Here is a 23,673-nt window from a genome sequence, read left to right as displayed (position 1 = left end):
TCGACGTCAGTCAGTCGTGACGGTCGACCTGACGACACCGTCAGCCCCGGCGAGCAACACCGGCGTGCCAGAACCCCCGAGGTCGGCGACAGCGGCAAGGTCCTCCGCCGAAAGACCTTCCGCCTCGCTCACCACAGCCGCCGCCTCCAAGGACTCGGCCCCGGAAGCCACCGCCATGGCCACGGCAGTGCGCAGCGCGCTGAGCTGAAGCGAGGGAAGCGACACCGCCCCGGCCGCGTACGTCCGCCCCGTCGAGTCCCGCACCGCGGCCCCCTCCGGCACCCCGTTCCGCGCCCGCACCGACCGCGCCAGAGTCACGATCTTCCGGTCCTCAGGATCAAGCTCGTTCTCGCTCATGCCCCGAGCATACGAACCCCGTCGTCCCCGTTCGCCAGCCACTCCAGCTTCGCCGCGGTGTCCGCCTCCGGCAGCGGGGTGTGCAGCACGATCAGCAGGTCGGGCCGGGCGGGCACCTGCATCGCCGTGGACTCCACCGCCAGCAGCCCGGCCCGTGGATGCATCAGCTCCTTGCGGATCTGCCCCTGGTCCTCGATGTCCCGCTCGGCCCACAGCGCGTTGAACTCCGGGCTGACGGCGCTGACTTCGGCCAGCACCGCCTGGAACCCCTCGTCCTCGGGGTGGGCCGCGCAGGCGGCCCGGAACTGCGCGACGACCGTACGCGCGTTGGTCTCCCAGCTCAGCGAGCGGCTCCGGAACAGCGGGTCGGCGAAGAAGTCGACCAGGCAGTTCCGGGTGGTGGGCCCCTGCCCCATGCCGAACACCGCGGTCGCCGCGGCGTTGTACATCACGCAGTTGTAGTAGCGGTCCATGATGTGCGCCGGATACGGCATCCAGGTGTCGATCAGCCGCCGCAGCCCGTCGCACATGTCCCGCCGTACCGCCACGACTTCGGGGGCGGGCGGGTTGAGGCCGGCCAGCAGGTACAGGTGCCGCAGCTCGGCGTCGCTCAGCCGCAGCACCCGCGAGACCGCGTCGAGCACCTGCGGGGAGACGGAGATGTCCCGCCCCTGCTCCAGCCACTGGTACCAGGAGGCGCTCACCCCGGCCAGCACCGCGACCTCCTCCCGGCGCAGACCGGGCGTACGGCGCCGGGCCCCGCCGAGCGGGAGTCCGGCCTCCTGCGGGGTGATCCGGGCGCGCCGGGACACCAGGAACTCCCGCAGCTCGGTGCGCCGTTCACTCCGTGCCGTCCCCGGCATGCGCGTCACGCTCGCCGTACCCGCCGTCGCAGCCACGTACCGGTCCCCCTCGTCGCCGTGTCTGGTGGTGCCACCACCACCATAAGTTCCGACTCCCCACGTTTCTTCCGGCCGTCGGAAGCTCTTTGCCATGGCGATCGACACCCCAGCCCCCGTAACTCCCCCTACGACCCTGCCGGTCGGCCCCGTCCGGCTCTCGGCGCGTGACCGGCTCGTCCTGTTCGTGCTGTGCGCGGCCCAGTTCATGGTCGCGCTCGACTTCTCGGTGCTGAACGTGGCGCTGCCCGAGCTGGGCACCGGACTCGGCATGAGCCGCTCGGCGCTGCAGTGGGCGGTCACCGCGTTCGCGCTGCCGTCCGGCGGCTTCCTGCTGCTCTTCGGCCGCGTCGGCGACCTGTTCGGCCGCCGCAGGCTGTTCCTGGCCGGGCTCACCCTGTTCGGCGCGGCCTCGCTGCTGGCGGCCCTGGCCTGGGACCCGGCGTCCTTCCTCACCGGCCGCGCCCTCCAGGGGCTCGGCGCGGCGGCGATCGTGCCGACCGGCATGTCCCTGCTGACGACCACCTTCCCCGAGGGCCCGGCCCGCGACCGCGCGCTCGGCATCTCCGGCACGCTGCTGTCGCTGGGCTTCACCACCGGCATGATCGCGGGCGGCGCGCTGACCGACGCCTTCGGCTGGCGCTCCACGATGGCGCTGCTGGCCGTGTTCGCGCTGATCGTGCTGCCGCTGGCGCCGGGCCTGCTGCCCGAGTCCCGCACCCCGGAGCGCCCCCGGCTGGACGTGCCGGGCGCCGTCACCGTCACCGCCGGTCTGCTGTCCCTGATCTACGCCCTGTCCACCGCCGCCGCACAGGGCTTCGGCCGGCCGGACGTTTGGGCCACCCTGGTGGCCGGGCCGGCGCTGCTGACCGCGTTCACCGTGATCGAGTCCCGTACGGCCGCGCCGCTGGTCTCGCTGCCGATGCTGCGCCGCCGCACGGTGGCGTGGGGCAACCTGGGCGGCCTGGTCACCTTCTCGATGATGTCGGCCGTGGTGTTCGCGCTGACCCTGTACCTCCAGGAGGTGCTGCGGCTCTCGGCGTTCGAGACCGGGCTGGTCTTCGGGGTGCAGGGCGTGCTGTCGGCGGTGGCGGGCGTGCTGGCGCCGAGGGTGATCGGCCGGTTCGGCGCCCGGCGCACGCTGGCCGGCTCGCTGGCCGGGCAAGGTCTGCTGACCGCCGCCCTGCTGCCGCTGAGCGCCGGGGGCTGGTCGGTGTGGCTGGCCGTGACCGCCGTGTCGCTGGCCAGCATGTGCCACCTCGGCGCGATCATCTCGTACGGCCTCACCGTCACCTCGGGTGTCTCCGACGGTGAACAGGGCCTGGCCACCGGCCTGGTGACCTCCACCCAGCAGGTCAGCCTCACGCTCGGCGTGCCCCTGCTGGGCGTGCTGGCCACCACCACCGACGACCTGCTGGCCGGCGTCCACACGGTGATCGCCCTGGCCGCGCTGATCGTGCTCGGCGCGGCCGCCCTGATCGCCCTCGGGCTGCGTCCCGTAAGGGTCCGGGCCTGACCTCAGTCCAGGGTCTGGGTGATCGCGCTGCGCGCGGCCGTGTGCTCCACGCGGCCGCGCGCGCCGTTGACCAGCGGCAGATACGGGGCGACGTGCCCGCACTCCACATCGGCGACGATCGGCACGCCCAGCGGGCCGAGCGCGTCGAGCACCGCCTCGTGCTGGGTCAGGGTGGGGCTGTCCGGGGCCTTGGTGCGGCCGACCAGGATCGCGGCGGCCCGGTCGAAGAACCCGGCGAGCCGCATCCCGTGCAGGGTCCGGCAGATGCTGAACGCGCTGTCCTCGCAAGCCTCCACGTAGACCAGCAGCGGCTCACCGGGGGCGAGTTCGGCGGTGTCCAGGTACGGGGTCCCGGCGACGTTGGCCAGGATCTCGATGCAGCCGCCGATCAGCCGGCCACTCACGTCCACGTCCCCGGTGCCGTCCAGCCGGGTCCAGGTGCCCTCGGTGTCCAGCCTCGGATCGCGGACCTCGGGGTGGCGGGCGAAGTCGTCCCATCCGCCGGAGCGGTACCGGCCGGGCGGGGTCTGGGTGAACGGGCCGCCCTGCGGCGCCTCCACGATGTCCAGCCAGGACAGCAGGCCCTGGGGTGTCCCGTAGGGGGTGTCCATGAGGTTGTTGCCGTGCACGGTGGGCAGCCCGGACAGCAGGGTCAAGGGCGCGAGCAGGCCCGAGACGTCGGAGTAGCCGACGACCCAGGTCGGTTCGGCCCGGCCGATCTCCGCGAAGTCCAGCAGCGGCAGCAGGTCGATTCCGGTCTCGCCGCCCCACGGGGGCACGACGGCCCGGATGCCGGGGTCGGTGAGCATCGCGGTGAGTTCGGCGGCGCGTTCGGCGGCCGGGGCGCTGAGGTGGCCCGAGCCGTCCATGCACCGGCCCACCGTCACCTCGTACCCGCGCGCCTTCAGGTCGGCCACGGCCACGTCGAGCCGGCCGCGCAGGGCGTCCGGGACCCCGCTGGAGGGCGAGGTCACGCCGATACGGTCTCCGGGGCGCAGGGGGCGCGGGTAGCGAGGCGTCATGCGGCGGATTCTGACACGGGGTCACCGCACCCCGTAGGGATTTTCAGGGGCGGTCGAGCTTCAGGCGCTCGGCCCTCGGCAGGCCCGCGACGACGAGGTCGTAGGAGTCCTCGACCAGTTCCTTCACCAGGGCGTCGGGCAGGTCGGAGTCCACCGTGACGGTGTTCCAGTGCCGCTTGTTCATGTGGTAGCCCGGCACGATCAGGCCCTCGTGGTCGGCGCGGAGGCGCTGGGCGTCCTCCGGGTCGCACTTGAGGTTGACCGTCAGGGGCCGCGCGTCCAGTGCCGCGAGGGCGAACATCTTGCCCAGCACCTTGAAGACCGAGGTGTCCGGGTTGAAGGGGAACTCCTCCTCCACCGCGTTGAAGGACAGGCAGAGGGCGCGCAGCTCCTGGGGCTTCATTCCGTGCTCTCCTCCCGCGCCGGGACCCCGGCGGGCTCGACCAGTACCGTCACGATCTTGTTCCGGCGACCGGCGGCGGCCTCGGCGGTCAGCTTCAGCCGTCGCTCGTCGGGCAGTTCGACCTCGGCGCTCGCACCGGCGATGGGCACGCGGCCCAGGGCCTTCGCGAGCAGTCCGCCTACGGTTTCCACGTCCTCGTCGTCGTACTCCTCCAGCCCGTACAGCTCGCCGAGGTCGGTGATGTCCAGGCGGGCGGTGACCCGGTGGCGGCCCTCCCCGAGGTCCTCCACGGGCGGGAGTTCACGGTCGTACTCGTCGGTGATCTCTCCGACGATCTCCTCCAGGATGTCCTCGATGGTGACGATCCCGGCCGTGCCGCCGTACTCGTCGATGACGACGGCGACGTGGTTGCGTTCCTTCTGCATCTCACGCAGCAGGTCGCCCGCGTTCTTGGTGTCGGGCACGAAGACGGCGGGACGCATCGCGGTGGAGACGAGGTCGTTCTCGGCGTCCCGGTTGATGTGCGTCTTGCGGACCAGGTCCTTGAGATACACGATCCCGACGATGTCGTCCTCGCTCTCCCCGGAGACCGGGATGCGGGAGAACCCGGAGCGCAGGGCGAGGGTGAGGGCCTGCCGGATGGTCTTGTACCGCTCGATGACGACCAGGTCGGTGCGCGGCACCATCACCTCGCGGACCAGGGTGTCGCCCAGTTCGAAGACGGAGTGCACCATGCGGCGCTCCTCGTCCTCGATCAGCGACTCCTGCTCGGCGAGGTCGACCATGGCGCGCAGCTCCGCCTCGGAGGCGAAGGGGCCGCGCCGGAAGCCCTTGCCGGGGGTGAGCGCGTTGCCGATGAGGATCAGCAGCGAGGGCACCGGGCCCATGACGCGGGCCAGCGGCAGCAGCACGTAGGCGGCCGCGGTGGCGGTGGAAAGGGGGTGCTGGCGGCCGATGGTGCGGGGCGAGACGCCGACGGCGACGTACGACACCAGCACCATCACGGCGATGGCGACCAGCAGGGCCTGCCAGGTGGCGTCGAAGGCGCGCAGGCAGGCGTAGGTGACGAGGGCGGCGGCGGCCATCTCGCAGGCGACGCGGACCAGCAGGGCCACGTTGAGATAGCGGGTGGGGTCGGCGGCGACCTGCGCCAGCTTGGCGCTGCCCCGGCGACCGGACTTGACGGCCTCCTCGGCGCGGAAGCTGGAGACGCGGGCGATGCCCGCCTCGGCGCAGGCGGCGAGCCAGGCCACGACGATCAGCGCGACCGCGCCGACCACGATCTGCGGACTCATTCGGGTACCGGCCGCCCTACGAGACGGTCGGCGCCGGGGACGGCCCGGTCAGGCCGCGCTCGGCCCGCCAGCCGTCGACGATGGCGGCCTGGAGGCCGAACATCTCGGCCTTCTCGTCCGGCTCCTCGTGGTCGTAGCCGAGGAGGTGCAGGACGCCGTGGACGGTGAGGAGCTGGAGCTCCTCGTCCATGGAGTGCTGCGTGGGGGCGTCCTTGCCCTGCTGGGCCGCGACCTCCGGGCACAGGACGATGTCGCCGAGCAGGCCCTGCGGGGGCTCGTCGTCGTCCTTGCCCGGCGGGCGCAGCTCGTCCATCGGGAACGACATGACGTCCGTCGGGCCGGGCAGGTCCATCCACTGGATGTGGAGCTGCTCCATGGCGTCGGCGTCCACGACGATCACCGACAGTTCGGAGAGCGGGTGGATGCGCATCCGGGCGAGCGCGTAGCGGGCGATGTCGAGGACCGCCTGCTCGTCCACCTCGGTGCCGGATTCGTTGTTGACGTCGATCGACATGGTCGTGCTGGTCTACTTCCCCTTGGAGCCCTTGGCGCCGGTCTTGCCCGTGCCCTCGTGGCTGTCGTACTTCTCGTACGCGTCGACGATACGGCCCACCAGCTTGTGCCGGACGACGTCCTGGGAGGAGAGGCGGGAGAAGTGGACGTCCTCGACGCCCTCCAGGATGTCCTGCACCTGGCGCAGACCGCTCTTGGTGCCGCCGGGGAGGTCGACCTGGGTGACGTCACCGGTGATGACGATCTTCGAGTCGAAGCCGAGCCGGGTGAGGAACATCTTCATCTGCTCGGGGCTGGTGTTCTGGGCCTCGTCGAGAATGATGAAGGCGTCGTTCAGCGTGCGGCCGCGCATGTACGCCAGGGGGGCGACCTCGATCGTGCCCGCCGCCATCAGACGCGGGATCGAGTCGGGGTCGAGCATGTCGTGCAGCGCGTCGTAGAGCGGGCGCAGGTACGGGTCGATCTTCTCGTACAGGGTGCCGGGGAGGAAGCCGAGGCGTTCGCCGGCCTCGACCGCCGGGCGGGTCAGGATGATGCGGTTGACCTGCTTGGACTGGAGCGCCTGCACGGCCTTCGCCATGGCGAGGTAGGTCTTGCCGGTACCGGCGGGGCCGATGCCGAAGACGATGGTGTGCTTGTCGATGGCGTCGACGTAGCGCTTCTGGTTGAGCGTCTTGGGGCGGATCGTGCGGCCGCGCGAGGACAGGATGTTCTGCGTCAGCACCTCGGCCGGGGTCTCGGGGCCGTCGCTCGTGCCGTTGTCGCTCGCCTTGAGCATCGCGATCGAGCGTTCCACCGCATCCTCCGTCATCGGCTGCCCGGTGCGGAGCACCAGCATCATCTCGTCGAACACACGCTGGATCAGGGCGACTTCCGCCGGGTCGCCGACCGCGCTGATCTCATTGCCCCGGACGTGGATGTCGGCCGCCGGGAAAGCCTTCTCGATCACGCGCAGGAGGGAGTCGCCGGAGCCCAGCACGGTCACCATCGGGTGCTGTGCGGGAACGCTGATCCGTGCTCTCGCCTGGTCCTGCGCGGAGGTGTGAGCTGTCGGTGTCTGAGTCATGGGCCGGCGCTGATGGCCTGCGATTCCTCCTCATCCCGGCCGCCCCCCAACGGCGGCCTCGCTCCTCCAGCCTACGCCGCTCCCCCGTCAACCCCGCAGCGGTTTTCCCCCATGGGGGTGGCGGGTGGGTGTCTACAGGTGCCTGCGACGCCTCGGCGGGTGAGGGGGTGGTCGGCGGGGCCGGACGAGAGGGGATGCCGGTCTGTCGGCGGACGCCGGGGGGGGTGCGCCTCGGCGGGGCGAGCCGGCGTGGCGTCGCCCCCGGCCGGTCCCGGGCGCCTGCGGCGGGCCTTGCGTCGGGCGGGCGAGGGTTGCGAGCCCCGCACCCAGGGATGCCGGGAGCAGCCTGGGAAGTGGGGTCGCCGATGGCGGTACGGCGTAGACCGAGCGGCCGCCGCCGGGCTGCGGCCCGCCCCCCTGGGCCGGGCGGGGCGAGGCGGGGGCGAGCGGCGACCGCCACCGGCTGACCGCAGGGACCGGCGCTGATGCCGGTGCCCGGGCCTACGTGTTGCGACCGAAGCCGATCGTCGGGACCGCTCGGCGGAGGGGCCAGGGGCGGTCCAGGTGGGTGGGGATGAGGGGGTCGAGGAAGGCGTAGCGGCGTAGGGCTGCCGGGTTCTGGGTCTCCAGGGACTGGACCCTGCGCCACCAGGCGCCGATCTCGGACCAGCCGGGGGCGGAGAGGGAGCCGCCGAATTCCTGGACGGAGAGAGCGGCGGTGAGGCCGGCGAGGGCGAGGCGGTCGGCGAGGGGCCAGCCGGCGAGGGTGCCGGTGACGAATCCGGCCACGAAGACGTCCCCGGCGCCGGTGGGGTCGAGGGCCTCCACCGCGATGGCGGGCACCTCGGCGGTCTCGCCGGTGCGCCGGTCCACCGCGTACGCGCCGTCCGCGCCGAGGGTGACGACCGCGACCGGTACGTGCTCGGTGAGGGCGTGCGCGGCCGCCTTGGGGCAGGTGGAGCCGGTGTACCGCATCGCCTCCTCCGCGTTGGGCAGGAACGCCTCGCAGTGCTCCAGGTCGGCGAGCCCGGCCAGGTCCCAGGCACCGGTGTCGTCCCAGCCGACGTCGGCGAAGATCCGGGTGCCCTCACGGGCGGCCTGGGCGATCCAGGGCGCGCGTCGACCCGGAGTGAGGGAGGCGACGGCGGCACGCGCGGGCGGCGGGCAGTCGGGCGCGGGCTCCTCCGGAGGCGGCTCGTGCCCGTGGGAGATCATCGTGCGCTCCCCCTCGTACGCCATCGAGACGGTCACCGGCGAGTGCCAGCCGGGCACCGTGCGCGAGGGGGTGAGGTCGATGCCCTCGCCCCGCGCGAGCGCGTCCCAGCAGTACTCCCCGTAGTGGTCGTCCCCGAAGGCCGCCGCCAGCGAGGTGCGCAGGCCGAGGCGGGCCAGCGCGGCGGCCATGTTGGCGACGCCTCCGGGGCTGGAGCCCATCCCGCGCGCCCAGGACTCGGTACCGCGCACGGGCGCCGTGTCCAGGCCGGTGAAGACGATGTCGAGGAAGACGGTGCCGGTGAGATAGACGTCCCAGGGCGGATCGCCGGGGGCACGCAGCGCGGCCAGCGGGTCGATCTGGGCCTGGTGGCGGGCTGTCTGGGTGAGGTGCTCCGGGTCGCCTCCGGTTTCCTCTCCGGCGATCGCGTGGGACGGCATCAGTGCGGGCTCCCTGACGTGGTACGGATCTGGCCAGTGTGCACCACCGACCGGCCGGTGACCGAGGGTTCGGCGGCCGGAATCCGATGCTTACGGGGGCTCGCGGGGGCGCGGGAGCCATGGAGAAACCCCCGGCGCTCGAGTCCCCAGCCGGAGCCGTCAGAGGGTTGCTCCCCGGGCAGAAGCGCGGGGTACGCCCACCAGCAGCCGCCACTGGGGGCACACCCAGCTCCGGGGCTCTCAGGCGGTGGGCCCGTTCACCAGCGGGGCATCACTGGGGTCCGCCAGGAGGGGTCCGCGAGGCGCATCACCGCGCTGTCGTCCCGGTCGCGCAGCGCGCCGTCGTCGCTCGCCCACCGGTGGTGGAGGCGGGCGAGGGCGTCCCGGTCGAGTTCGACGCCGAGGCCGGGCCGGTCGGAGACGGTGACGTGGCCCCCGGTGAACGGCACCCGCTCGCTGAGCACGTCCTCGCCCTGCCACGGGTAGTGGGAGTCGCAGGCGTGGTGCAGGTTCGGCACGGTGGCCGCGACCTGGGTCATCGCGGCGAGGCTGATCCCGAGGTGGGTGTTGGAGTGCATGGACACCCCGACCCCGAAGGCGGCGCAGATCGCCGCGAGGTGCCGGGTGTTGCGCAGCCCGCCCCAGTAGTGGTGGTCGGAGAGCACGACCTGCACGGCGTCCCGGGTGAACGCCTCCTTGATCTCCCCGAACGTGGTCACGCACATGTTGGTGGCCAGCGGCACCCCGGTCCGCGCGGCCACCTCGGCCATGGCGTCGGTGCCCAGCACCGGGTCCTCCAAGTACTCCAGCAGCTCGGTGAGTTCGTCCGCCACCTTCAACGCGGTCGGCACCGACCACGCCCCGTTGGGGTCGAGCCGCAGCGGCCGGCCGGGGAACGCCTCGGCGAGGGCGCGTACCGCCGCGACCTCCTCCTCCGGCGCGAAGACCCCGCCCTTGAGCTTGAAGGAGCTGAACCCGTGCCGTTCGGACAGCGCACGGGCCTGCGCGACCACCCCGGCCGGATCGAGCGCGGCACCCCACTCGTCCGCGTCCCCCTCGGGATGCGCGGCCCACTTGTAGAAGAGGTAGGCGCTGTACTCGACGGAGTCCCGCAGCTTCCCGCCCAGCAGCGCGTGCACGGGCAGCCCGAGCGCCCGCCCCTGCGCGTCGAGGCAGGCGACCTCGAAGGCGGAGAGCACGGACAGCCGGAGCTTGTCGGCGCTCTGCACCCCGCGCAGCCCGCCCGCGTCGACCGCGCCCCGCACCCGGCTCTCGTCCACCGCGAGGTCGAGCGAGAACAGCGCGTTCACATCCGTGACCGAGTGTCCGACGAGCCGGTCGGCCAGCGGGCGGGCCAGCTCCAGGTATTCGGTGTCGCCGTAGGTCTCCCCGAGCCCGGTCGCCCCGCCCGCCGTGACCACCTCCACGATCAGCCGCGGGGTGTACGGCTGGTGCACACCCTGCGTGTTGAGCAGCGGCGGGTCGGCCACCAGGACCGGGGTCAGCCGCACCTCGGTGATGGTCAGCTCCGGGATCACAGGGCGGCTCCCACGAGGTCGAGTCCGGCGGCGAGGAGGTCCTTGAGCGCGGCGAGGTCGGCGGCGGAGGGGTCGACCAGGGGCGCCCGTACGGGTCCGACGCGCGCGCCCCTGAGCCGGGCGGCTGCCTTGACCAGGGAGACGGCGTATCCGGGCACCCGGTCCCGGAGTTCGACGAAGGGGACGTAGAAGCCGCGCAGCAGCCGGTCGGCCGTGTCGTCGTCCCCGGCGCACAGGGCGGTGCGGAAGGCGGCGGCGATCTCGGGGGCGAAGGCGTGCACGGCGGAGGAGTACGCGGGCACCCCGACGGCGGTGTAGGCGCGGGCCTGGACCTCGGCGGTGGCGGCGCCGTTGAAGAAGAGGAACCCCTCGGGCGCGGCGAGGGTGAGCCGCTGGAGCCGGTCGAGGTCGCTGTGCCCGTCCTTGAGCCCGATGACGTTCGGGATACCGGCGATGCGCCGCAACGACTCGACCGTGTAGGCGACTTGGTCCCGCTGGTAGGCGATGAGCGGGAGCCGGGTGCGGGCGGCGAGGTGGGCGAGCTGGGCGACCAGCCCGTCCTGCGGGGCGGCGACGAGGTAGTGCGGCAGCACCAGCAGGGCGTCGGCCCCGGCATCCTCCGCGATGCGGGCGAAGCGGGCGGCCTGCGCCCAGCCGTAGCCGGTGCCGGCGACGACGGGGACCCGGCCGGCCGCCTCCTCGACGGCGACGGTGACGACTTGGCGGTACTCGTCCTCGTCCAGAGAGAAGAACTCCCCGGTGCCGCAGGCGGGGAAGAGGGCGCCGGGGGCGGCGGCGAGGCGGTCGGCCACATGGGCGCGGCAGCCCTCGGGATCGAGGGAGCCGTCCTCGTGGAAGGCGGTGAGCGGGAAGGAGAGCACGCCCGCCGCCATCCCCTGCCGCAGCCGCCGGGCCACGTCCTGCGGAGCGCCGCTCACCCGCACCATCTCCTCTTGTGAATGCCGTCCATGTATGAGAACAGAGGCTAGGTACACACACCGGGGCCGTCAATGGGGCGGAACGCAGGGCGGGTCCGCACGGACGGAGGGAGCGTCAGGGAGTGCACGGAAGCAGGCGGGCGCGGAGCGGGGGCGCGCAGCAAAGAGCCCCACCCCGCTCGGAAGCGGGATGGGGCTCTGTTCGGAGCGCCGGGCAGGCCTTGCACCTGCATTTCCCCGCAGGAAGCGGGGCGTCTTTCCTTGGACCACCAACGCACTGTCCGCCACCGGGAGTTCCGGCGACCGCGACGTGAACAACCATAGCGCATCCCGGAGTTCTGTGCGATCACCGTCCGAGCGTTCGAGCGCGAAATCAATTGTGCCTACCCGTGGCGGCACGGTCCAAACGTGATAGTGATCTGAATCACATCGGCCCAGCTTCTTCTCGAAACCGCGTGCTTGATACAACTTGCTCGCGCGCTCCCGTCGAACAGACGGCCGTCGCCCTTCCCCCCTCTTTCACTCCTCGTCGAGCTGTCGCTCACGCCTGCCCTGGGAACGCCCGTGTTCGCCCCCCGCTCCATGCCCTGGCCCCTCGTCGCCCTTTTCACGGCCGGGTACCTCGCCTCGTATCTGCTGCCGACCACGGTCGGCCGTCTCGACAGCGCGCTGCCGCTGTCCGCCACCCAGGCCGGTGCCATCGGCAGTGCCCTGCTGCTGAGTTCGGCGTCGGCCGGGTTCACGCTGGCCGCCCGCGTGGACCGGTTCGGCGCCCGCGCGCTGGCCCGGCTGGGGCTCGCCCTGACGGTCCTCGGCTACGGCTCGGCCGCCCTCACCGACTCCGTCCCCGCCGTGGTGCTGGGCGCGGTCGTCGGCGGGTTCGGCTCCGGCACGGTGACGGCGGTCGCCGCGAGCGGCATCGCCGCCGGACGCGATCCGCACCGGGCCACCACATCCGGGCTGCTCGTGGTCTCGGCCCTGGCGGGCGTGCTCTACCTGACGATCCCCCGCCTGGGTCCGGATCACGGGCTGCCGCTCGGCGCGGTGGCGCTGACCGCGCTCGCGGTGTGGCCGTTCACCGGCCGCCTGCCCGCCCGTACCGCCCCGGCGGCCGGTTCCGACGGCATACGCCGGCCGCTCCCCCACCGCCGGGCCGGGCTGCTGCTGGCCGCGACGATGCCCTGCTGGTCGCTGGCGCAGAACGCGCTGTGGGGCGTCAGCGGGCGCATCGGCCTCGGGCAGGCGCACCTCACCGAGATCACGGTCGGCGCGGTGTTCGCGGTCGCGCTGGGCGCCGGTCTGCTGGGCGTGGTCGGCGCGGGCGCCCTCGGCCCCCGGCTGGGCCGCGCGCTGCCGATCGGGCTGGGCACGGCGCTGATCGCGGGCTGCATCGCGCTCAGCGCCTCGGCCACCGACCTGCCGTCCTTCGCGCTGGGCGAGATCGCGTGGAACCTCTGCTACCCGGTGGTGCTGTCCTACGTGATCAGCCTGGCCGCCGCGCTCGACGCCCGCGGCCGCTGGGCGGTCCTGGTCGGCTCCGCCGCGTCGCTGGGCACGGCGGCCGGGCCGCTGACCGGCAGCCTGCTGTCGGACCGCGCGGGCTTCCCGGCGATGGGCGAGGTCCTGGCGGCGGCATTGCTGCTGGCGGCCGTCCCGATGACCGCGGTCGCCCTGCGGACGGCCCCCCGCCGGCTGCGGGTGGTGGAGATCCCGCTCGCTGCCGCCCCGCGCACCGAGGTGCCCCTCCGGGACCTGGTCCCCGTCGGCGAGGTCCCGCCGGCTCAGTTCAGGGACCTCCCCCTCGTGGGCATCTCCCTGGAGGAGACCCCCGTACCGGGCCGGGCCGTCAAGGACGTCCAGGCCGGGGAGATCCTGGTGGGCGGAGCCACCGTCCGGGACCTGTCCGCCAAGGGCATCCCGGTCGTGCAGATCCCCTTCACGGACACGTCCGGCGCGACCATCCCCGCCTGAGCCGTCCGGGAACGCGACAAGGCCCCCTTCCTCGAGGGGGCCCCGCGAGCATCCGGAAGCCGCTACGCATCCCGGCCGGGGAACTCGTACGCCTCGACCTCCGCCAGGTACCGCGCCCGGCGGGGCTCGTCGTCCTCCAGGAATGAGGCGAGGAAGGAGTTGCGGGCCAGCTCGCGCAGCCGGTCCTCGGAGAGGCCGAGGGTCTGCTGGACGGCGGTGAAGTTGTCGCCCGCGTAGCCGCCGAAGTAGGCGGGGTCGTCGGAGTTCACCGTGCACATCAGGCCCGCTTCCAGCATCGCCGGGAGCGGGTGGTCGGCCAGCGTGTCGACCGTGCGCAGGCGGACGTTGGACAGCGGGCACAGGGTCAGCGGGATGCGCTCCCGGACCAGCCGCTCGACCAGCGCCGGGTCCTCGACGGACCGCAGCCCGTGGTCGATCCGCTCCACCCCGAGCAGGTCCAGGGCCTGGACGACGTACTCCGGCGGGCCCTCCTCACCGGCGTGCGCCACGCGCCGCAGGCCGAGCGCGGCGGCGGCGTCGTAGACCTCGCGGAACTTCTCCGGCGGGTTGCCCACCTCGGCGGAGTCCAGGCCGACGCCGGTGATCCGGTCCAGGTACGGCTTGGCGGCGTCCAGGGTGGCGAGCGCCGACTCGGCGGACTCGTCCCGAAGGAAGCACATGATCAGCTTGGTGGAGACACCATGGGTCTCCTCACTGCGGCCGAGGGCTCGCCACAGCCCCTCGATGACGGTCCCCATCTCCACCCCGCGCGCGAGGTGGGCCTGCGGGTCGAAGAAGATCTCCGCGTGCCGCACACCCTGCGCCGCGGCGCGGGCGAGATAGGCGTCGGCCAGCTCCTCGAAGTCCCGCTCGGTGCGCAGGACGGCCATCAGCTCGTAGTACAGGTTCAGGAAGGACTGGAGGTCCTCGAACCGGTACGCGTGGCGCAGGGCCTCGGTGTCGGCGTAGGGAAGCTCGACGCCATTGCGCTCGGCCAGACGGAACGCAAGTTCCGGCTCCAGTGTGCCTTCGATGTGCAGGTGCAGTTCAGCTTTGGGGAGGGGCATCGAAATATCGTACGCCCGCGTTCGTACGCCTAGCCGCGCTTGGGGAGCGGCACGCGGTCCAGGTCGCGGGCCACGGTCAGCTCGCCCTCGAACCCGGCCGCGCGGGCCTGCCGCTCGAACTCGGCGGGGTCGGAGTAGCGCTGGCTGAAGTGGGTCAGGACGAGGTGCCGCACCCCGGCGTCCCGGGCCACGGTCGCGGCCTGGCCCGCCGTCAGATGGCCGTGCTCCTCCGCGAGCCGCACGTCCTCGTCCAGGAAGGTCGACTCGATGACGAGCAGGTCGCAGCCGTCGGCGAGGGCGTGCACACCGGGGCAGAGCCGGGTGTCCATGACGAACGCGAACCGCTGCCCGCGCCGCATCTCGCTGACCTCCTCCAGCGCGACCCCGCCGAGCGAGCCCTCCCGCTGGATACGGCCCACGTCGGGGCCCGCGATGTCGTGCGCGGCGAGCCGGTCGGGCAGCATGCGCAGCCGGTCGGGCTCGACGAGGCGGTAGCCGTAGGACTCCACCGGGTGGGAGAGCCCGTACGCCTCCAGGGTGTAGGAGGGAGTGGTGGCGAGGGGGCCGTCGGTGTCGACCGGCGCCTCGACGAGGTCGACCGTCTCCCGGTAGGCGGTGGCGTACCGGAGCCGGTCGAAGAAGCGCTGCCCGGAGCGCGGGTAGTGCGCGGTGATCCCGTGCGGCACCCGGTCCAGGTTGATCCGCTGGATCACCCCGGCCAGGCCCAGGCTGTGGTCGCCGTGGAAATGGGTGACGCAGATCCGGTTCAGGTCGTGCGCGGCGACCCCGGCGCGCAGCATCTGCCGCTGGGTGCCCTCGCCGGGGTCGAAGAGGATGCCCTCGCCGTCCCAGCGCAGCAGGTAGCCGTTGTGGTTGCGGTGCCGGGTCGGGACCTGGCTGGCGGTGCCGAGGACGACCAACTCACGTACGGACATCGAGGGTTACCCGGGGGGCCAGTTCAGACCGCGGCCGCCGAGGACGTGCGCGTGGGCGTGCCAGACGGTCTGGCCCGCGCCGCTGCCGGTGTTGAAGACGGTGCGGTAGCTCTCCAGGGATTCGCCCTCGGCGACTCCACGGGTCTCCACGAGGACGTCGGCGGCGAGGTGCGGGGCTTGTGCGGCCAGTTCCGCGGCGTTCTTGTAGTGGGCCTTGGGGATCACCAGGATGTGGGTGGGGGCCTGGGGGTTGATGTCCCGGAAGGCGAGCGTGGTGTCCGTCTCGCGGACCACGTCCGCGGGGATCTTGCCCGCGATGATGTTGCAGAAGAGGCAGTCTTCCTGGGGTTCGCCGGCCATTCGCTGCGCTCGCTTTCGCCGTCTGGGGTTGGCCTTGGCATCCTAGTTGTTCTTGTGCGGGTGCGTGGGGGCTGGTCGCGCCCCCGCCGCGGAGCCGCAGATCGACACAGCCCCGCGCCCCTAAGAAGTTGGCAGAGTGGGTGGTGTCTTTGCGGGCTGTCTCTCCAGTGCTTCCAGGGCCAGCCTTATCGCTTCGTTCAGTTGGGGGTCCTCGTCCGCTGCCCAGTCCTGGGGGCGCATCGGGATCTCCACGTCCGGGTCCACCCCGTGGTTCTCCACGTTCCAGCCTGCGCCCTCCAGCCAGAAGGCGTACTTGGGCTGGGTGATGATCGTGCCGTCCACCAGGCTGTAGCGGCTGTCGATGCCGATGACGCCGCCCCAGGTCCGGGTGCCGACCACGGGGCCGATGCCGAGGGCTCGGATGGCGGCGTTGACGATGTCGCCGTCGGAGCCGGAGAACTCGTCGGCGACCGCTACGACGGGGCCTCGGGGGGCGTCCTGTGGGTAGCTCTCGGGGCGCATGCCGCGGGGGAGGTCCCAGCCGACGATGCGGCGGGCGAGCTTCTCCACGATGAGCTGGGAGGTGTTGCCGCCGCGGTTCTCGCGGACGTCGACGACCAGGCCCTCGCGGGTGACCTCCACGCGCAGGTCGCGGTGGATCTGGGCCCAGCCGGGGGCCTGCATGTCGGGGACGTGGAGGTAGCCGAGACGGCCGCCGGAGCGTTCGTGGACGTGGGCGCGGCGGCCGGCGACCCAGGCGTGGTAGCGCAGCGGCTCCTCGTCGGCGAGCGGGACGACGACCGCGTGCCGGGGCTCGCCGCCACCGGCCGGGCCGATGGTCAGCTCGACGGGTTTCCCGGCCGTGCCGAGCAGCAGCGGGCCGGGCCCGGCGACCGGGTCGACGGGGTGGCCGCCGATGGCGAGGAGGGTGTCACCGGGGCGTACGGCGACACCGGGCGAGGCGAGCGGGGAGCGGGCGTCGGGGTCGGAGGTCTCCGAGGGCAGCACCCGGTCGACGCGCCAACTGCCGTCCTCGTGGCGGGAGATGTCGGCGCCGAGCAACCCCTGGCGGGCGCCTTCGCCCCCGTTGCCGTGCGGCATGACGTAGGCGTGGGAGGCGCCGAGTTCGCCGTGCACCTCCCAGAGGAGGTCGACGAGGTCGTCATGGGTGGCGACGCGCTCGAGCACGGGACGGTAGCGGTCCAGGACGCCGTCCCAGTCGACGCCGCCCATGTCGGGGCGCCAGAAGTTGTCCCGCATGAGCCGGCCCGTCTCGTCGTACATCTGCCGCCACTCGGCGACCGGGTCGACGGTGTGCCGGATGCGGCCGAGGTCGACGGTGACGCGGGCGTCGCCGTCCTCGTCGTCGGGGGCGCGGCGGTCGGCGGGGACGACCCGGAGCCTGCCGTCGCTCCACAGCAGGACGCGGCGGCCGTCGCCGCTGACCTCGAAGTCGTCGGCGTCGGCGGCCAGGTGCTCCAGCCGGTGCTGGGCGAGGTCGTACCGCTCCAGCTCGGTCTTGGGGTCGGGGGCGTCCGGGGTGGCGCGGGAGGCGCCGAGGACACCGCGCACCGGGTGGCGCAGCCAGAGCACGCCGTCCTTGGCGGCGCGCAGGTTGCCGTACCGGGCGGCCTCGACGGGGAAGGGCACGATGCGGTCGGCGAGCCCGTCGAGGTCGACGCGGGTCGTGGGGGTGCCCTCTGCGCCGGGGGTCTCGTCCCGGTCGGGGGTGCCGAAGGGGCGGCCGTGGCGCTGCGGGCCGAAGGGGGACGGTGTCGTCGCCGCGAGGGTGACGAGGTGCGGGCGGGCGCCCTCCACGAAGGCCAGGTCGAAGACGTGGGTGTCGAAGACGGGGTCGAAGGCGCGGTTGGAGAGGAAGGCGAGGTGGCGGCCGTCGAGGGTGAAGACGGGCTCGTAGTCGGCGAAGCGCAGCGGGGTGGCCTCGGTGACGGTGAGGTCGGTGGTGGCCGCGAGCCGGATCTGGGAGAGCGGGCGCGGGCCGGGGTGGGCCCAGGCGAGCCAGCCGGAGTCGGGTGAGAAGGCCAGGCCGTGCGGGTCGCCGTGCTCGCTGCGGTCGACCTCGCGGATCTCGCCGGTCTCCCGCTCGACCAGCAGCAGCCTGCCGTCGTGGGAGGCGACGGCGGCTCGGGTGCCGTCCGGGGACATGGCGAGTTCGAGGACGCGGCCGAGCTGTCCGGCGCCCAGGCGGCGCGGGGCGGTGCCGGGGGCCAGGCCGGTGGCGGGGGCGAACTCCAGCGCGTCGTCGCCCTCGGCGTCGGTCACCCACACCACCCACTCCTCGCCGCCCGCACGGAAGGCGCGCGGCAGCCGCGCCCGTACGCCGGGCTCCGCCGCGAGGGCGCGGGCCGGTCCGGCACGGTGGGTGACCCAGTGGACGGTGCCGCGCACGGCGACCGCGCTGCCGCGCCCGGTGTGGTCGGGGGTGGCGGAGTCCAGCCAGCGGGCGGCGTCCAGGACGAAGGGCTGGAGGTCGGTACGGGGCCCGCCGAGCCGGATGCCGGGGCGGCGCGGCTCGGCGCCGTCGAGGTCGTCCAGCACCCAGAGCTGCCCGGCACTGACGTAGACGACACGAGTGCCGTCGCTCGCGGCGTGCCGGGCGTAGAAACCGCCGAGCGGGGTGTGACGGCGCAGGTCGGAGCCGTCGGCGAGGGAGGAGTACAGGGCGCCGGTGCCCTCGTGGTCGGAGAGGAAGGCGATGCGGTCGCCGACCCAGGAGGGGTACTCGAGGTTGCCGTCCAGTTCCTCGTGCAGCCGGACGAACTCGCCGTCGCCGTCCCGGTCGATCCACAGCTTGCCCGCGGTGCCGCCCCGGTAGCGCTTCCACGCGGAGGCGTCCCGGTTCATCGAGGCGGACAGCAGCACGGTGTGCGGGCCGTGGGCGACGGCGCCGACGGGGCCGTACGGGAGGGTGGCGGCCGGACCGCCGTCGAGCGGGACGGTACGGGCCCAGCTGTGGCGGGTGCTGTGCCGTCCGGCCGCGCTGACCGCCAGCACCTCGCCGTCGGGGGTCCAGTCGCGGACCTGGGTGCGGGCGTTGCCCCAGTGGGTCAGGCGCCGGGAGGGCCCGCCGTCCACGGGGGCGGTGTGCACCTCGGGGGCGCCGTCGCGGCGGGAGGTCCAGGCGAGGGTGGTGCCGTCGGGCGAGATGCGGGGGTGGTTCACGGGGACCCCGTCGGCGCTGACCCGCCAGGCGCGGCCGCCGTCCAGTGGGGCGACCCAGACGTCGTCCTCGGCGGTGAAGGTGACCAAGTCACCCCGCACATGCGGGAATCGGAGGTACGAGGCGGCGTTTTCCGTGGCAGCACCGTGAGTCACGTGATCACCCTACGCGCGAACATCCGCCCCTGGACCCGGAATTGATCACTCCCCCTGGCACTCGCCCTGGACGTCACTTGCCCTGGACGGGCCGGCACGAGGGGTCGTTCTCGCACCACAGGGTGCGGGTGACGGTGACGGTCACCGTGGGCCTGGGCTGTCCGGGCGGCCGGTAGGTGGCGGGCGGGGTGTAGACCGGGGTGGCGTCGCAGTTGCCGAGCCCGCTCACCCGGAAGACCCGCCGTCCGCCGACCTTGGCGGTGAGGTTCCCGCGCACACAGGCCCCGTTCACCGCGCGGGTCACCTTGCCCGTGACGGTGATGTCCCGCCCGTCCTTGGTCTTCCCCTGGCAGTCGACGGTGACGACGGTGGACTCGCTCGGCGACCCACTGGCCGACCCGCCGTCCTGCCGCCCGGTACAGGTCAGCCAACTCACGTCCACGTCACGCTTCTTCAGCGCGTCGGTCGCCGTCGAGTCGGTGGTGTACGCGACCGAGGCCGCCCCCAGCTCCCCCGGCTGACACCCCGTCACCGTGCCCACCACGAGCACCGCGAGTCCACCGGCGGCCAGCACCCGCCCGGCCCCCGGCGCCCACCGATTCCACCTCGAAGCCCCCATACACTCCAGCGTGCCACCGCCACCCCCACGGCGGAAGGCCGCATACGGCCAGTCACCCGAACGTGCGGCACGTCCCTTTCAGGACCAGCGGCCGGTACGGCCGAGCAGGAGGGCGGTCGCCGCGGTGCCCGCGGTGGAGGTGCGCAGGACGGAGGGGCCGAGTACGCAGGCACGGGCGCCGGCCTCTTCGAAGAGGGCCAACTCGTCGCGGGAGACACCACCTTCGGGTCCGATGACGAGCACGATCTCGCCCTCGGCGGGCAGTTCGGCGGTGGCCAGCGGAACCGACTCGTGCTCGAAGTCGGAGTGCAGTACGGCGGCGAAGTCGGCCCCCGCGAGCAGCGCGGCGACCTGCTTGGTGGAGGCGGTGTCCGCTACCTCGGGGAAGCGGACCCGGCGTGACTGCTTGCCCGCCTCGCGGGCGGTGGAGCGCCACTTGCCCAGCGCCTTCAGCCCCCGCTCGCCCTTCCACTGGGTGATGCAGCGCGACGCCTGCCAGGGCACGATCGCGTCGACCCCGGTCTCGGTCATCGTCTCCACGGCGAGTTCGCCCCGGTCACCCTTGGGCAGCGCCTGCACGACGGTGATGCGCGGCCGGGGCTCCGGCTCCTCGCGCACCTCGGGCAGGTCGACGATCAGCCGGTCCTTGCCCTCGGTGCCGGTGACCCGGCAGACCGCGTAGCGTCCGGTGCCGTCGGTGAGGACGACCTCCTCACCGGGCTCCAGCCGCTTCACGGAGACGGCGTGCCGCCCCTCGGGGCCGTCGAGTACGTACCGGGTGCCGTCCGTGCGGAAGTGCTCGACGACGAAGACGGGCGCGGTCATCGCGCGCCTCCTCCCTGGGCTCGGATCGGTCGGTGCTGCCGCCCGAACTCACCGCGTACGAGGTTGAGTTCGGCGGCGAGGGTGCGGACGAGTTCGCCCGCGGGCAGCGGCCGGGCCAGCCGGTGGCCCTGGCCCGCCCACAGCGACATGCCCTGGGCGTCCCCGGCGGCGGTGGCGGCCTTGCGCAGCGGCGCGGTCAGGTGGTGCACGTCCGGGTAGGCGGCGGGCGCGTACGGCCCGTGCTCGCGCAGGAAGCGGTTGGTCAGGGCGCGCGCCGGGCGCCCTGAGAAGGCGCGGGTCAGCTCGGTGCGCGGGAACACCGGGTCGGTAAGCGCCCGCTTGTGGGTGTCGGGGGCGCCGGACTCGGGGGTGGCGAGGAAGGCGGTGCCGAGCTGGGCGGCGGTGGCCCCGGCGGCGAGGACGGCGGCGATCTGGGCGCCCCGCATGATGCCTCCCGCGGCGACGACCGGGATCTCGACGGCCTGCGCGACCTGTGTGACCAGGGACAGCAGGCCGAGGCCGGTGCCGTCGTTCTCCGCGAGGTCGCGGTGGGTGCCCTGGTGGCCGCCCGCCTCGATGCCCTGCGCGATCACCGCGTCCGCCCCGGCCCGCTCCACCGCGCGGGCCTCCTCGACGGTGGTGGCGGTGACCAGCGTGACGGTCCCGGCCCGGCGCAGCGCGGCCAGCACCTCCGGGTCGGGCACGCCGAAGTGGAAGGAGACGGCGGCGACGGGGTCGTCCAGCAGGACGGCGAGCTTGGCGTCGTAGCCGTCGTCGCGGCCGCCGTCGGGGTCGCCGGTCTCCGTCTCGTACCAGGCGGCCTCACCGGCCAGTTGCTGCGCGTACAGCTCGATGGCGCCGGACTCGGCGTGGGCGGGCTGGGGCAGGAAGAGGTTGACGCCGAAGGGGCGGCTGGTCAGCCCGCGCAGGCGTTTGATCTCGCGGTACATGCCGTCCGCGGTCTTGTAGCCGGCGGCGAGGAAACCGAGCCCTCCGGCCTCGGAGACGGCGGCGGCCAGTTCCGGCACGGCGACACCGCCCGCCATGGGGGCCTGCACGATCGGATGCACGACGAGATCGGCCAGTGCGGAGGACATGTCCGCATGGTGTCATGTCCGCCGGACTGGTCCGAATCCGGCCCGGGCGTGGGGGCGCACCGGGCGCCCCCCGCCGTCAGCGTCCGTTGAACGCGTCCTTCAGCCGGGAGAACAAGCCCTGCTGGCCGGGCTGGAACTGCCCCGTGGGCCGCTCCTCGCCGCGCAGCTTGGACAGCTCCCGCAGCACCCGCTCCTGCTCGGCGTCGAGCTTGGTCGGGGTGGTGACCTCGACGTGCACGATCAGGTCGCCCCGGCCGCCGCCGCGCAGATGCGTGACGCCCCGGTTGTGCAGCGGGATCGACTGGCCGGACTGGGTGCCGGGCCGGATGTCGACCTCCTCCATGCCGTCCAGCGTCTCCAGCGGCACCTTGGTGCCGAGGGCCGCGGCCGTCATCGGGATGGTGACCGTGCAGTGCAGGTCGTCGCCGCGCCGCTGGAAGGTGGAGTGCGGCAGCTCGTGGATCTCGACGTACAGGTCGCCGGCGGGGCCGCCGCCGGGGCCGACCTCGCCCTCGCCCGCGAGCTGGATGCGGGTGCCGTTGTCGACACCGGCGGGGATCTTCACGGTCAGGGTGCGCCGGGAGCGGACCCGGCCGTCGCCCGCGCACTCGGGGCACGGGGTCGGGACCACGGTGCCGAAGCCCTGGCACTGCGGGCAGGGGCGGGAGGTCATGACCTGGCCCAGGAAGGACCGGGTGACCTGGGAGACCTCGCCGCGGCCGCGGCACATGTCACAGGTCTGCGCGGAGGTGCCGGGGGCCGCGCCCTCGCCGCTGCACGTGTTGCAGACGACCGCGGTGTCGACCTGGATGTCCTTGGTCGTGCCGAAGGCCGCCTCGTCCAGCTCGACCTCGATCCGGATCATCGCGTCCTGGCCGCGCCGGGTCCGCGAGCGCGGGCCGCGCTGCGACGCCGTACCGAAGAACGCGTCCATGATGTCGGAGAAGTTGCCGAAGCCGCCGGCCCCGAAACCGCCCGCGCCACCGGCGCCGCCGGCCTGCGAGAGGGGGTCGCCGCCGAGGTCGTAGACCTGCTTCTTCTGCGGGTCCGACAGCACCTCGTAGGCGGCGTTGATCTCCTTGAACCGCTCCTGGGTCTTCGGATCGGGGTTGACGTCCGGATGCAGCTCGCGCGCGAGCCTGCGGAACGCCTTCTTGATCTCATCCTGCGACGCGTCGCGGCGCACGCCGAGAACGGCGTAGTAATCCGTGGCCACTTACGACTCCGCCAGGATCTGTCCGACGTACCGTGCCACTGCGCGTACCGCTCCCATCGTTCCCGGATAGTCCATGCGGGTCGGTCCGACCACGCCGAGCTTGGCAACCGCCTCGCCGCCCGAACCGTAGCCGACCGACACGACGGACGTGGAGTTGAGTCCCTCGTGGGCGTTCTCGTGCCCGATACGCACGGTCACGCCCGGATCTTTGGCTTCGCCGAGGAGTTTGAGGAGCACGACCTGCTCCTCCAGGGCTTCCAGCACGGGCCGGATCACCAGGGGGAAGTCATGTCCGAAACGGGTGAGATTGGCGGTGCCGCCGATCATCAGCCGTTCCTCGTTCTCCTCGACCAGTGTCTCCAGCAGAGTGGAGAGCACTGTGGAGACCGTACCGCGCTCCTCCGCCTCGAAGGCATCGGGGAGGTCCTCGACCAGTCGCGGTACGTCGGTGAACCGGCGCCCGGCCACCTTGCTGTTGAGCCGCGCGCGCAGGTCCGCGAGCGGTGCCTCGCCGAACGGGGCGGGGCAGTCGACCATCCGCTGCTCGACCCGGCCGGTGTCGGTGATCAGTACGAGCATCACGCGGGCGGGGGCGAGTGAGAGCAGTTCCACATGCCGCACGGTGGACCGGGTCAGCGAGGGGTACTGCACGACGGCGACCTGCCGGGTGAGCTGCGCGAGCAGCCGGACGGTGCGGGCCACGACGTCGTCGAGGTCGACCGCGCCCTCCAGGAAGTTCTGGATCGCGCGCCGCTCGGGCGCCGTCATCGGCTTCACGCCGGCGAGCTTGTCGACGAAGAGCCGGTAGCCCTTGTCGGTGGGGATGCGCCCGGCGCTGGTGTGCGGCTGGGCGATGAAGCCCTCCTCCTCCAGCGCGGCCATGTCGTTGCGCACGGTGGCCGGGGAGACACCGAGGCTGTGCCGTTCGGTGAGGGCCTTGGAGCCGACGGGCTCCTCGGTGCCGACATAGTCCTGCACGATGGCGCGCAGTACCTGCAGCCTGCGTTCGCTCAGCATGCGCACCTCCGTCACGTCGCCCCATGGCCC

At 73.0% G+C, this 23,673-nt stretch carries 21 protein-coding genes; 2 read left to right on the top strand and 19 right to left on the bottom strand.

Annotated elements, in window-relative coordinates:
* Window positions 1-6 precede the first annotated feature (6 nt).
* The gene (locus tag OG448_RS20750; RefSeq protein ID WP_405555865.1) at window positions 7-357 is read right to left on the bottom strand and encodes a cytidine deaminase; all 351 of its coding nucleotides are present in this window, start codon (window positions 355-357) and stop codon (window positions 7-9) included.
* The gene (locus tag OG448_RS20745; RefSeq protein ID WP_391292341.1) at window positions 354-1,220 is read right to left on the bottom strand and encodes a helix-turn-helix domain-containing protein; all 867 of its coding nucleotides are present in this window, start codon (window positions 1,218-1,220) and stop codon (window positions 354-356) included. Before OG448_RS20745 ends, OG448_RS20750 begins: the two co-directional genes overlap by 4 nt.
* Window positions 1,221-1,350: 130 nt before the next feature.
* On the opposite strand from OG448_RS20745, the gene OG448_RS20740 reads away from it, so the two are divergent.
* Window positions 1,351-2,772: an MFS transporter gene (locus OG448_RS20740; protein WP_405555864.1), complete on the top strand. Its 1,422-nt coding sequence runs from the start codon at window positions 1,351-1,353 to the stop codon at window positions 2,770-2,772.
* A 2-nt stretch (window positions 2,773-2,774) separates the two neighbouring features.
* Here OG448_RS20740 and OG448_RS20735 read toward each other — a convergent pair whose 3' ends face one another.
* The 8 genes from OG448_RS20735 to OG448_RS20700 form a co-directional block, all read right to left on the bottom strand.
* On the bottom strand, window positions 2,775-3,794 hold the full coding sequence (locus OG448_RS20735; RefSeq protein WP_405555862.1) for a S66 peptidase family protein: 1,020 nt from the start codon (window positions 3,792-3,794) through the stop codon (window positions 2,775-2,777).
* A gap of 43 nt (window positions 3,795-3,837) precedes the next feature.
* A complete protein-coding gene (locus OG448_RS20730; RefSeq protein ID WP_405555860.1) occupies window positions 3,838-4,197 on the bottom strand; it encodes an MmcQ/YjbR family DNA-binding protein in 360 nt (119 codons plus the stop codon).
* A complete protein-coding gene (locus OG448_RS20725) occupies window positions 4,194-5,492 on the bottom strand; it encodes a hemolysin family protein (RefSeq protein ID WP_135790167.1) in 1,299 nt (432 codons plus the stop codon). The genes OG448_RS20730 and OG448_RS20725 overlap by 4 nt, the downstream gene beginning before the upstream one ends.
* A gap of 16 nt (window positions 5,493-5,508) precedes the next feature.
* The gene (gene ybeY, locus OG448_RS20720) at window positions 5,509-6,006 is read right to left on the bottom strand and encodes an rRNA maturation RNase YbeY (protein WP_405555858.1); all 498 of its coding nucleotides are present in this window, start codon (window positions 6,004-6,006) and stop codon (window positions 5,509-5,511) included.
* 12 nt (window positions 6,007-6,018) lie between these two features.
* Window positions 6,019-7,071 (bottom strand): PhoH family protein, encoded by a 1,053-nt coding sequence (locus tag OG448_RS20715; RefSeq protein WP_130333684.1) that lies wholly within the window; start codon window positions 7,069-7,071, stop codon window positions 6,019-6,021.
* Window positions 7,072-7,572: 501 nt separating this feature from the next.
* Complete coding sequence (locus OG448_RS20710; RefSeq protein WP_405558874.1) at window positions 7,573-8,727, bottom strand: carbohydrate kinase family protein; 1,155 nt, start codon at window positions 8,725-8,727, stop codon at window positions 7,573-7,575.
* 254 nt (window positions 8,728-8,981) lie between these two features.
* On the bottom strand, window positions 8,982-10,262 hold the full coding sequence (locus OG448_RS20705) for a glucarate dehydratase family protein (protein WP_405555856.1): 1,281 nt from the start codon (window positions 10,260-10,262) through the stop codon (window positions 8,982-8,984).
* On the bottom strand, window positions 10,259-11,209 hold the full coding sequence (locus tag OG448_RS20700; protein ID WP_405555854.1) for a 5-dehydro-4-deoxyglucarate dehydratase: 951 nt from the start codon (window positions 11,207-11,209) through the stop codon (window positions 10,259-10,261). Before OG448_RS20700 ends, OG448_RS20705 begins: the two co-directional genes overlap by 4 nt.
* Before the next feature lie 555 nt (window positions 11,210-11,764).
* Between OG448_RS20700 and OG448_RS20695 the strand changes: the two genes are divergently transcribed.
* Window positions 11,765-13,171, top strand: coding sequence for an MFS transporter (locus OG448_RS20695; protein WP_405555852.1), 1,407 nt, complete (start codon window positions 11,765-11,767; stop codon window positions 13,169-13,171).
* 62 nt (window positions 13,172-13,233) lie between these two features.
* On the opposite strand, the gene OG448_RS20690 is transcribed toward OG448_RS20695, so the two are convergent.
* The 9 genes from OG448_RS20690 to hrcA all read right to left on the bottom strand — a co-directional run bounded on the left by OG448_RS20690 (window position 13,234) and on the right by hrcA (window position 23,643).
* A complete protein-coding gene (locus tag OG448_RS20690) occupies window positions 13,234-14,238 on the bottom strand; it encodes an adenosine deaminase (RefSeq protein ID WP_405555850.1) in 1,005 nt (334 codons plus the stop codon).
* Between the two features lie 29 nt (window positions 14,239-14,267).
* Window positions 14,268-15,173, bottom strand: a complete 906-nt coding sequence (locus OG448_RS20685; protein WP_405555848.1) for a ribonuclease Z — start codon at window positions 15,171-15,173, stop codon at window positions 14,268-14,270.
* A gap of 6 nt (window positions 15,174-15,179) precedes the next feature.
* Window positions 15,180-15,533 (bottom strand): histidine triad nucleotide-binding protein, encoded by a 354-nt coding sequence (locus OG448_RS20680; RefSeq protein ID WP_405555847.1) that lies wholly within the window; start codon window positions 15,531-15,533, stop codon window positions 15,180-15,182.
* A 120-nt stretch (window positions 15,534-15,653) separates the two neighbouring features.
* Window positions 15,654-18,803 (bottom strand): S41 family peptidase, encoded by a 3,150-nt coding sequence (locus OG448_RS20675; RefSeq protein WP_405558872.1) that lies wholly within the window; start codon window positions 18,801-18,803, stop codon window positions 15,654-15,656.
* A gap of 139 nt (window positions 18,804-18,942) precedes the next feature.
* Window positions 18,943-19,488: a hypothetical protein gene (locus tag OG448_RS20670; protein WP_405555845.1), complete on the bottom strand. Its 546-nt coding sequence runs from the start codon at window positions 19,486-19,488 to the stop codon at window positions 18,943-18,945.
* A gap of 78 nt (window positions 19,489-19,566) precedes the next feature.
* Window positions 19,567-20,313 (bottom strand): 16S rRNA (uracil(1498)-N(3))-methyltransferase, encoded by a 747-nt coding sequence (locus OG448_RS20665; protein ID WP_405555843.1) that lies wholly within the window; start codon window positions 20,311-20,313, stop codon window positions 19,567-19,569.
* A complete protein-coding gene (locus tag OG448_RS20660) occupies window positions 20,310-21,410 on the bottom strand; it encodes a nitronate monooxygenase (protein WP_405555841.1) in 1,101 nt (366 codons plus the stop codon). The genes OG448_RS20665 and OG448_RS20660 overlap by 4 nt, the downstream gene beginning before the upstream one ends.
* Before the next feature lie 76 nt (window positions 21,411-21,486).
* Window positions 21,487-22,626 carry a molecular chaperone DnaJ gene (gene dnaJ / locus OG448_RS20655; protein WP_030814887.1) on the bottom strand — a complete coding sequence of 380 codons (1,140 nt, stop codon included), beginning with the start codon at window positions 22,624-22,626 and terminating at the stop codon, window positions 21,487-21,489.
* A complete protein-coding gene (gene hrcA, locus OG448_RS20650) occupies window positions 22,627-23,643 on the bottom strand; it encodes a heat-inducible transcriptional repressor HrcA (protein WP_361659997.1) in 1,017 nt (338 codons plus the stop codon). It lies immediately after the preceding gene.
* Window positions 23,644-23,673 lie beyond the last annotated feature (30 nt).

The sequence above is a fragment of the Streptomyces sp. NBC_01171 genome (assembly GCF_045039805.1).
Taxonomy (GTDB): Bacteria; Actinomycetota; Actinomycetes; order Streptomycetales; family Streptomycetaceae; genus Streptomyces.
The sequence above is the reverse complement of the archived record's forward strand: the minus strand, read 5'-3'. Positions and strand labels throughout refer to the sequence as shown.